Source organism: Calothrix sp. UHCC 0171, from assembly GCF_034931845.1.
In the GTDB taxonomy this organism is placed as follows: domain Bacteria; phylum Cyanobacteriota; class Cyanobacteriia; order Cyanobacteriales; family Nostocaceae; genus Brunnivagina.
In genome coordinates, this window is the sequence record NZ_JAYGHN010000006.1 from 87030 (window position 1) to 96921 (window position 9892).

General features: G+C 38.8%; 8 protein-coding genes and 1 pseudogene. 2 read left to right on the forward strand and 7 right to left on the reverse strand.

Annotated elements, in window-relative coordinates; all coding sequences use genetic code 11:
- Positions 1-16 precede the first annotated feature (16 nt).
- Together VB733_RS06925 and VB733_RS06930 are read left to right on the forward strand one after the other, a co-directional pair.
- The gene (locus VB733_RS06925) at positions 17-289 is read left to right on the forward strand and encodes a glutaredoxin family protein (RefSeq protein ID WP_323339352.1); all 273 of its coding nucleotides are present in this window, start codon (positions 17-19) and stop codon (positions 287-289) included.
- Positions 290-600: 311 nt separating this feature from the next.
- The gene (locus tag VB733_RS06930) at positions 601-2097 is read left to right on the forward strand and encodes a UDP-N-acetylmuramoyl-L-alanyl-D-glutamate--2,6-diaminopimelate ligase (protein WP_323339353.1); all 1497 of its coding nucleotides are present in this window, start codon (positions 601-603) and stop codon (positions 2095-2097) included.
- Positions 2098-2124: 27 nt separating this feature from the next.
- Here the strand turns inward: VB733_RS06930 and VB733_RS06935 are convergent.
- The 7 genes and pseudogenes from VB733_RS06935 to VB733_RS06965 form a co-directional block, all read right to left on the reverse strand.
- A pseudogene (locus VB733_RS06935) lies at positions 2125-2778 on the reverse strand (histidine kinase); the annotation flags it as partial.
- 198 nt (positions 2779-2976) lie between these two features.
- A complete protein-coding gene (locus tag VB733_RS06940; RefSeq protein ID WP_323339354.1) occupies positions 2977-3654 on the reverse strand; it encodes a response regulator transcription factor in 678 nt (225 codons plus the stop codon).
- Positions 3655-3953: 299 nt separating this feature from the next.
- A complete protein-coding gene (locus VB733_RS06945) occupies positions 3954-4544 on the reverse strand; it encodes a hypothetical protein (RefSeq protein WP_323339355.1) in 591 nt (196 codons plus the stop codon).
- Between the two features lie 424 nt (positions 4545-4968).
- Entirely contained in the window at positions 4969-6378 is a 1410-nt protein-coding gene (locus tag VB733_RS06950; RefSeq protein ID WP_323339357.1) for an HlyD family efflux transporter periplasmic adaptor subunit, read from the reverse strand.
- A 91-nt stretch (positions 6379-6469) separates the two neighbouring features.
- Positions 6470-8620, reverse strand: coding sequence for a peptidase domain-containing ABC transporter (locus VB733_RS06955; RefSeq protein ID WP_323339358.1), 2151 nt, complete (start codon positions 8618-8620; stop codon positions 6470-6472).
- Positions 8621-8681: 61 nt separating this feature from the next.
- On the reverse strand, positions 8682-8999 hold the full coding sequence (locus VB733_RS06960) for a hypothetical protein (protein WP_323339359.1): 318 nt from the start codon (positions 8997-8999) through the stop codon (positions 8682-8684).
- Between the two features lie 398 nt (positions 9000-9397).
- Positions 9398-9622, reverse strand: a complete 225-nt coding sequence (locus VB733_RS06965) for a CTB family bacteriocin (RefSeq protein WP_323339360.1) — start codon at positions 9620-9622, stop codon at positions 9398-9400.
- Between the last annotated feature and the right edge of the window lie 270 nt (positions 9623-9892).

Sequence of the window (9892 nt, forward strand, 5' to 3'; positions counted from 1 at the left end):
AAAAAATAACTAGAAAATGTACTTAATCCTCTACAGTAAGCCGGGATGTCATTTGTGTGAAGGGCTACAGGAAAAACTTGAACAAATCATTGAGACACAAAAGTCTCTGTCTCTAGAGTTAGAAATTCGTGACATTACAACCCGCAATGACTGGTTCCAAGCTTATCAATACGAAATCCCTGTACTTTTTGTGGCTGAAAATCCCCAAAGTCAAGCACAAATGATTCCTCGTCCATCTCCACGTACTTCTGTGCAACAATTAGCACAATTACTACAAAAGTATATTTAAGTAGTTGCACAACAGAAAAAATGTTGCAAAATATCACAAGTAACAATAGAGTTCTGAGTGTTGAGTGATTAGCTCTTTCACTCTGATGTACTAGTTGTTCGCCAAGCCAAAATTGACGGGTTGAGATGAACTCGGAGAGACGGAGACGCGGAGATTTTTGTCCCTGCAAAATTACTTTGGTGAACTACTAGGGTTTGTTGATGGTGTGTTGATGTTTTAGCCGTTGGTGGGAAATAGCACCCAGCAACTAACAGTTAATCATTGACGACTAACAACTAACAACTACTAACTTGTGTGTTGAGGTGGAATAAATGAAACTGCGGGAACTACTAGCTGCTGTTGAAGAGATTGTGCAATTTAACGAACATCCAGCTTTAGATGAAGAAGTTAATAGTTTAACGACTAATTCCCATGCAACAAGTGCAGGAGATGTATTTATCGGGATGCCAGGAACCAGGGTAGATGGTGGTGAGTTTTGGCACAGTGCTTTAACTGCGGGAGCGATTGCGGCGGTAATTTCTACCCAAGCCGCCGAAAAAACTTCTCCTCCTGGTGATGTATGTGTAATTACTGCATCGGATATGACAAAAGCCTGTGCGAAAATTGCCGCCGCTTTCTATGGTTATCCCGGACATGCTTTGAATTTAATCGGTGTGACGGGGACAAATGGGAAAACCACAACAACCCATTTGATTGAGTATTTTTTAGAACGTGCAGATAAAAATACAGCTTTAATGGGTACTCTCTACACCCGTTGGCGGGGATTTAGCGAAACTGCTACCCACACCACTCCCTTTGCTGTAGATTTGCAAAAACAGTTAGCAGCCGCAGTCAATGCCGGAAATGAATATGGGATTATGGAAGTTAGTTCCCATGCTTTGGCACAAGGTCGAGTTTTGGGTTGTCAGTTTGAGGTGGCTGTATTTAGCAACCTGACTCAAGATCATTTGGACTATCACAAGGATATGGAGGATTACTTCTCTGCCAAAGCTTTGTTGTTTAGTCCTGAATATCTCGGAGGTAGGGCAATAATTAATGCTGATGATGCCTACGGAAAACGCTTAATTGAGACTCTAGGGAAGGATAAGGTCTGGAGTTATAGCGTTAGTAACACTAGTGCTGATTTGTACATGAGTGACTTGAGTTACGAACCTAATGGTGTTAGCGGCATAATGCATACACCTGCTGGTAATTCACCTTTCCGTTCACCTCTCGTTGGTCAATATAACCTTGAAAATCTCCTCTCTGCTGTTGGTGCTGTTTTACACTTAGGAATTGATTTAGAAATCATTACTGCGGCAATTCCGGGATTCCCTGGGGTTCCCGGAAGAATGGAGCGAGTACAAATAGATACAGAACAAAATATAAGTGTGATTGTAGATTATGCCCATACTCCCGACAGCTTGGAGAACTTATTAAAAGCATCGCGTCCATTTATTCCTGGTAAAATGATTTGTGTCTTTGGTTGTGGAGGCGATCGCGATCGCACTAAGCGCCCAAAAATGGGTAAAATAGCTGCGGAATTAGCTGATATTGCGGTGGTGACATCCGATAATCCGCGCACTGAAGACCCAGAGAAGATTTTAGAGGATGTGTTAGCGGGCATTCCTCAAGGCATCAATCCTACTGTAATATGCGATCGCGCGGCGGCGATTCGGACAGCCATCTTACAAGCACAACCTGGTGACGGGGTGTTGTTAGCGGGCAAGGGACATGAGGATTATCAAATTCTCGGTACAGAGAAAATTCACTTCGATGATAGAGAACATGCACGAGATGCGTTAATTGCAAGAAAAAAGGTAAAATAAACCAAAATTTTGACCCTACAAGATTTGCTATTTTCCACAACGCCCATAGACTGTCGCAGCCCAAGACAATTCACACAAAGTACCTCTAGGAAACAAATTTGAACGTCTAAATTTGCCCTTGAGTTGTCGAGCCAAATTTCTAAACTGCTGCGTTCCCCGACCTTCTCTAGATGAGTTTATCCCTAAGCCATTATCTATAATGCTTAGGGTGTACCAGCCTTCGTTTTTTGTACAGGACACTTCCAGACGGGTTGCCCCCACAGCATGTTTACCAACATTACACAAAGCTTCTTCCAGAAATCTGCAAAGTCCTCGTTTTTGACTGAAACTCAAATAACCATCTTCTATGGGTTCAAAGGTACGGATTTTTACCCTGAGCTTCTGAAAGTAGGGAAAATCTCGCTCTAGGGTATAGCTATAAACTTGATAGAGAACTTCATGGATCGGGTCTTGTAAGTTAATAACTATACCACTTTCTAAATAAAGACTACTGTCTTGATTGAGGGCTTCTTGCTGCAAAAAATCATAAATTCCCCGCAGTTCGCGATCCAATTTTTCCAAATGTTTTTCGAGTGTGAGCACTAATTGCTCTGATGGCACATCTTGTTCTCGAATTAGTTTTAAAGCTTGAGCGAGGGTTTGTAGAGGTCCATTATGGATAATTTCAAATGTGCTTTCAATTACGTCACGGTGAGCCTGAGATTGTTTCGAGTTAGTTAAACGGGCAATTGTGGCGATGACAATTGTCACTGTTCTCGGTAAGATAACTACCAAGCAAATTTTTATTTTTGCTGTAATTTTTTGCCACAATTCTGCCAACATAGGCTTTTTTGCAATCCCAATAATAGTAGTTAGTGCTTACCAAAACCTCACTAACAACTAATCAATTAAACCTTCTTCTCTGGCTCGTATCTCCGTTTGAATGCGGATATTTTTGCCACACTCAGGATATACATGTAAAGCGTCTTGTAGCTTACTCCAATAATGACGCACCATCCGTTCCGAGACAGACATTTGTTCCGCGATCGCCTTATCTTGTAATCCTTCATCAAATGCTAATGTCAGCACCCTTAACCACTCCGGTTTAACCTCGAAGCCAGAATAATTTTTGTTAATATCTTTTGTATGAGTTAATCCCTGTAAAGCCCAATCAACTCTGGTTAACATTTCTTGACTAGTAAGACTTTTATCTGCGATCGTAAAACCGCCTTTATGAGCATCAATATTCGGTCTAATCCTGATTAGAGTTCTAACATGGGCAGTTTGGACAACAATATTGATATGAGGATAGTTTTTCATCAAAGTCCGCAGCAGTTGCACACCCGTGTCTGGTCGTGCCATCATCCCAGGTTTTTCGGGAATTGAAAGGTCCATAATTACCAAATCTGGCTGTGAGAAAAAAATTTGATGGAGAGCATCCTTGGCATTGCCAGCAGTATGAAACTTCACATCTGGGTAATGTTGCCGTAATATATCAATAGTTCCATCCAACACCGATTCATGGTCATCAATTACCAAAATTTTAATTAATGCTTTCTCTAATACAGTTTGATTCATAATCTACCTCCTGGGGTAGAGAATTAAATATTGTTTTTTAAATGTTTTCTAGATGTTGATTAAAAGTCTTCTCGGTTTTGATCACTTAATAAAGTAATTACTAGACAATATATGTATTAGTATTTAGGAAAATAGACGTAGCTAGTTCACCTGTATAAAATTACATCTATAAATAATAAAAATCCGGAAATTTGCGAGAATACTTGTTAAGTTATGATCCAACCATGATACACGGAACACTAGTGAGCCAGATAGTGTATTTTCTTGTTTTTTTAGATAAATGAACTAAATGTGCTTATTTACCAGTAAAAATTACAATTCAGAGTCAAATTTTTGCGATTAAAAAAACATTTGCCTAATGTAAAAAAATGAAAAATTTTTTGAAGATATGATAAGTATGTTAAATTGTAATAAGATATAAAAATAAAAGAATTCGGGTAAGTAATAGTGATTTGAAGATGAGCAGTGTTGTGATGCTGCTGAAGATGGATAAATATTGATATTGGCAGGCAAACTTCTGGCTCCGGTAAAGTCACCTTCAGCAACTCATCGAGAATCATTAAAATAGTTAGGCTATTATCGATTTTCTCACGTCGCCAAGAGTTAGGCAAAATAATTTCTAAATCAAGATCAGGATGGGATATTTGCCACTGTTCTAATAAGCAATAGATTGCTAATGGTAAATGTTCTTGCAGTGATTCGGGAAATAAGCGATCGCTCAATTTCGCGAGGGACTGATGCCATTTTTGCATTTTTGTTAAGTATTCTTGTCGCTGGTTAATTAATAGCTCCAAGTTATCTGTTGGTAGGATTTCTAATTGGCGACGGATACTAAAAGATTCTTGTAATAAATCGTCCCGGATTTTCTCAGCTTCCAGGAAAAGTCTCATCGATTGTCTACTGAACCACCATTGCAAGGCTTGTTGAATTCTGTGATAACTTCGCAGAAAGCAAATGAGGGTCACCACGTAGACGAAAAAAATAATGATTGGGAAATAGGTTTGGCATAAAAACACAGGAAATAACCATTTTGTTTGTGTGTTTAGGTTCGCAGACAAATTTTAGGTAATACATAATCATGGATTAGGTTTTAGGAGTTAGAAGTTCTATCATGTTGGGTTGAATACTTATCATTAACAGTGACACGGAGACTTAGAGACGCGGGGATGGGGAGAAATTTTAATTGTCAGTGATTAGGCTCATCAACTCAGAACACCAAGAACATATGAAAATAGATGTCACCCTTTACTCTATTTTTTAGTGATAAATTATATTTAAGAAGATTTAAGAATATTTCCAACTATTTCCAAATACTTACAAATCAGTAATTAAACGTGCTTTTCTCAGCATGTATTGTAATGCTGTTTCTTCCTTAGAAATAATATCGGCATTGGCATTCATTCCTGCTTGAATGGTACAGGTATGATTCTGATTGCTAAAGGAGGGAGATTCTGGTTGGATGGTTGCTTCAAAATAGCTAACGCCACCATTTGTAGCAGATGCTGAACCGGAGCCTGAGTTGTTTTGAGATGTAATTGTGTCTGGAGAAATTGAGCTAACAACTCCCTTGAGAGTGCCGTAATCTGGATAGGGGCAAGCGTCAAGTCTTAACTGCACTTTTTGATTCACAGCCACTTTTGTAATCTCAGCAGTAGGAATCATTGCCTTCAGAACTAGAGGTGCATTTTGAGGGACAATTTCTACAATTGGTTCGCTAGGACGAACAACTTGTCCTGTGTTGCGTAAATTTAATTTGAGGATAATACCGTCACTAGTGGCACGAATAATTGTGCTTTTGAGTTGATTGTCAACCTGTTGTAATTCTTTGTGATATTGGTTAAGTTGGGTTTGCAGTTCCACTTGTCTTTGAATTAAAGCTTCTTTTTCTTTCATTAAAGTGGCAATAGTCGCTTCACCTCTGGCTTTTTCTTGGGCAATTCTTTCTTGAGCAATAGCTATAGAAGCATTGCTAGGATTCAGCGCCGCACGAGCCGATTTAATTTTTAATTTCGCAATTTCAACAGTTTTCTTTTCACCTTCTAGGATTGATGTCGCCTGGGAAACAATCAGTTTTTTTTGTTCAAAATCTCGCCGACTCACAGCCCCAACAGATGCTAATTCTTGATAGCGATCGCTATCCATTTTCGCAAAGTCTAAATCCGTTTTAGATTTCTCTAATTCAGCTAAAGTTTTTTGTAAATTTGCCTCTGCTGCTAGTAATTCACTTTCGGTAGTAATTTGTTTTTCTTGATAGTCTCTGTGAGTTCTTTCTAAATCTGCTATGGCAGCAGCAATACTTCTATCAATCACTCTTCTTTCGGCAATTATCTGCACATCTAAACTTCTGATTTGGGCGTATAATTGAATCTGTTGTAATTTGCCCTGCTCAATAGTTCCTTGTAATTGGCTTTTTTTAATTTGAAATTGGTCATCATCCAAATAAGCAATGGGTTGTCCTTTTTGAACAATCTGATTTTCTTTAACTAAAATATTTCTAATAGTTCCATCAATTTCTGTTTGTACTAACCGAATATCTCCAATCGGACGGACTATTGCTGGTGCTTTTACTGTGACATTGTATTTCACCCAGGAAGCGAGGGAAACCGCAGTTCCCACAGTCCCAACGAGAAATATCCCTGCTAAAGATGTCCAAGGACTAATGGGAGGCAGAAACTCATCTGTTTGTAATGGCGGGAAAATTTTTTGACTGTGGGTGTAGAGCATAATTACCACCTACCCAAATTTTACGATATGAAAATAAATTATGTGAAGATAAATTATATGAAAATAAATGCCTGATTTTCTATTCTCAACTTTAGGGAATTAAAAATTCCAAATGGTCCCCTGGTAAAGAACTTAATTCCTCCAAAGAACCTTGTAATTTTAGCTTTCCCTGATCCAGCAATACCACCCAATCGGCACGATTTACTACTCGGGGACGGTGAGTAATTAAAATTGTTGTTTTACCACGTCGGTGTTGAAATAATTTATCCAGAAGTTGTGTTTCACTTACTGGGTCTAATCCAGCTGTTGATTCATCTAAAATTAATATGGGTGGCTCAGTAACAATACCTCTTGCAATTGCTAATCTTTGCCTTTGTCCACCGGAAATATTAGCTCCAAATTCTCCCAAAATAGTTTGATATTTTTCCGGTAGTTTACTGATAAAATCATCTGCACCAGTAATTTTGCAGGCTTGGACAATTTGCTCAAAAGTAACATAGGGCGCTCCTAAATGAAAGTTTTCAATAATTGAACGACTCCAAAAGTGAGCATCTTGAGGAACAAGAACAATTTGCTGACGTAAACAATCTAAAGCAAGGTCTTGGAGATTATAAATACCAACGCGGATATTACCTGAACTGATAGGGTATAAACTAGCAAGAAGTTTCGCTAAAGAGCTTTTACCACAACCAGATTTACCAATTAAAGCTACAACTTTACCACCAGGAATAGTCAAGGAAAAGTCTTCTAATAAATCAACTCGACCTGCGTAGTGAAAATTGATCTTAGTACAAACAATGTCAGAATCTCCAGGAATTTGAGCAAAAGGTTTTTTACCATCATCGTCATTTTCTGGGGTAGAATCTATAACCTCTGTGAGGCGTTGGGTTGCTGTTTTCGCACGGGTAAATTCATCCACAAAACTGATGACACTACCAATTAAAGCTAGGAAATTTGCATTCATTGCATTGAATGCCAATAATTGACCAATACTCATCTTTTCGGCTGGATTAATGACCAAATTACCACCGAACCAGAGAAGCGCAACACCACCGATCGCAGCTATAAATCCTGAAAACGTATTATTGATAATTCCGATTTGAATTGTCCGTAAAGTTAGCGTTCCCAAACGACTAAATCGACTTTGAAATTCATCCCAAAATTGTGGTGCTGCTGTAGTAGCCTTGAGGGTAAGTGCCCCTTTAAAAGTTTCAACTAAAACGCCGTGGGTTTCTGCTTCTTTGATTAACAGTTCGCGGGTTTTTTGTTGCAATGTTGGTTGAAAGATTATGGTAGTTATAGTCATCACCACAGCGACAATTAGAGCAACTACAGTTAGTTTCCAACTATAGAAAACCATGAAACCAAAAGAAACTACCGCAATAAAAAATTGACTGGGTAAACTGATAACTACTTGAGCAACTAATTGATTTATCTGGTCAATATCGCGGAGACGACTGACAATTTCTCCACTACGACGAGCCTCATAATAAGCAAGAGGTAATCGCAGGATTTGTCGTCCAAAATCCATCACTAAACCTAATTGCAGACGCTGGGCAAAATGAGCGATTAGATTAGATTGCACCCAACCAAGACTGCTGGAAATAAAATTCATCACTACTACAGCGATCGCAACAGTAGTCAGTAATTTAGTATCCCCGCGCACCAACACATCATCTGTCAAAATTTGTAACAAAAAAGGTGAAGCTAAGGACAGCACACCCAAAATCATGTTTAGGGGTAGTGCTTGCGCGAGGATGGCGCGAAAAATCCAGACACGCTTAAAGAAACGCCAAAAACCACCAATTTCATCGCTTTCTTGGGCAAAAAACCTGACTGGGTCTGGTTCCAACAGCAGCATCAACCAATCTGACCAACTTTCCTCTAAATCTTTTTTGGAGACATAGCGGATACCTACCGCCGGGTCTGCAACTACGTAATTTCTCCCTTCCTTACCGTATAAAACAACCCAGTGACGACCTTGCCAGTGAATAATTGCAGGTAAGGGTGCTTCCTTGATTTGGTTGAGAAGCTCTGGCGAGGTTTTTACCGGACGAGCATTGAATCCCAGGGTTTCTGCACCTCGTTTAAGCCCTAGTAAAGTAGTACCTAATTGTCCCGTACCTACAGCTTCCCGAATATGGTTGAGAGTGAAGGTACGTCCATAATGTTTTGAGATTGCAGCGAGACAAGCAGCGCCACAATCTTCCTCACTATGTTGAATGACAAATTGGTATTTCATGGACAACCTACCCAAAAATTCAAGCCGGAACCAGAGTTTTTACTTCTGTTGGATGAAAATACTATCTACTAAATAAGAAATAGCTCAACATCCGACTTACTAATTGTAAAGCAGGTAGTTTACGTCCGCGTCTGCTGTAATAATCACCAAAATCAAATACTATTCCCGTATTCTTTTGTGAGAACATATATAGAGCATTTTGACTGGAGGACATGCTCCAGCCTCCCCTGGAAATATTAGATTGACTACTGGCAAAACTGGTTATATTGGTGTCTGTTTGGAAAAATGATATGGAGAACCCACCAGAGGCAGTCTCCTGTTCTGTCAGAGATACATCTGTGAATAATTTGGTTTCTGTTGATTGAATCTGGTTAGACATAATCTTACCTCTCTATTCTGACCAGATAACTCTAGAAATAATTGGAAATTTTTGGCTGGAATTATAATTAGACAGACCTCTTTTTTTTCTGGTAAAATCTTGTGCATCTAGAATTTCATTTTGTTATTTATGGAAAGTGACATAAGAGGTATAGAGATAATAAGCTATCAGCAAAAGGATATTAAAGATGCAATTAATTGCCCTTGTTACCCCCATATATAGCTGATAGCTTACTAAAAGGAATACAAAAATACTCATGGATATTGATTGAATTAGATTGAAGATTCAGAGTCTTACTTTGCTTCAATGTCCTCAGTTATATTACTTTCCTAGTAAAGATGATATTTAACATTAGAATCTTAGTAAACTCTGTAATCATTATCCAACTAATTCATTCCTTATGGAGTTACTCTGATTCCCAAGAAGCCGATGCTGGCGATTGTTTGATTCACAGCCGTACCAGTTGAGACTGCTCCTAGTGGAGTTGCGGCAGTACCACCAGTAACTCCTTCTAGCCGACTAAAGTGTCCCGCAAAGGAATCAAAAAATACTTGACCACCAGAAACAACTTCTTGTTCTTCTTCAACTACTTCAACAAATAATTCAGATTTAGTGGATAACATAATCTTTTCCTCCTCGTTTATCTGATGTAATGGGTTTTGTTGATTTCTTTTGTTGTCTCTCAACTCATCCCTTACATTTAAAAGATAACAAGTAGAAACTCGATGATCATTTACATTTTAAGTAAACTTTATTACCAACTTTAGAAACAAACATTTCCTAATTAGGAAGCATGTTATTTCCGAAAAATACAGGATAAAATCTATGGGGAGATTGTGTGATGGGAGATGGGGAGATGGGGAGATGGGGAGATGGGGAGATGGGGAGATGGG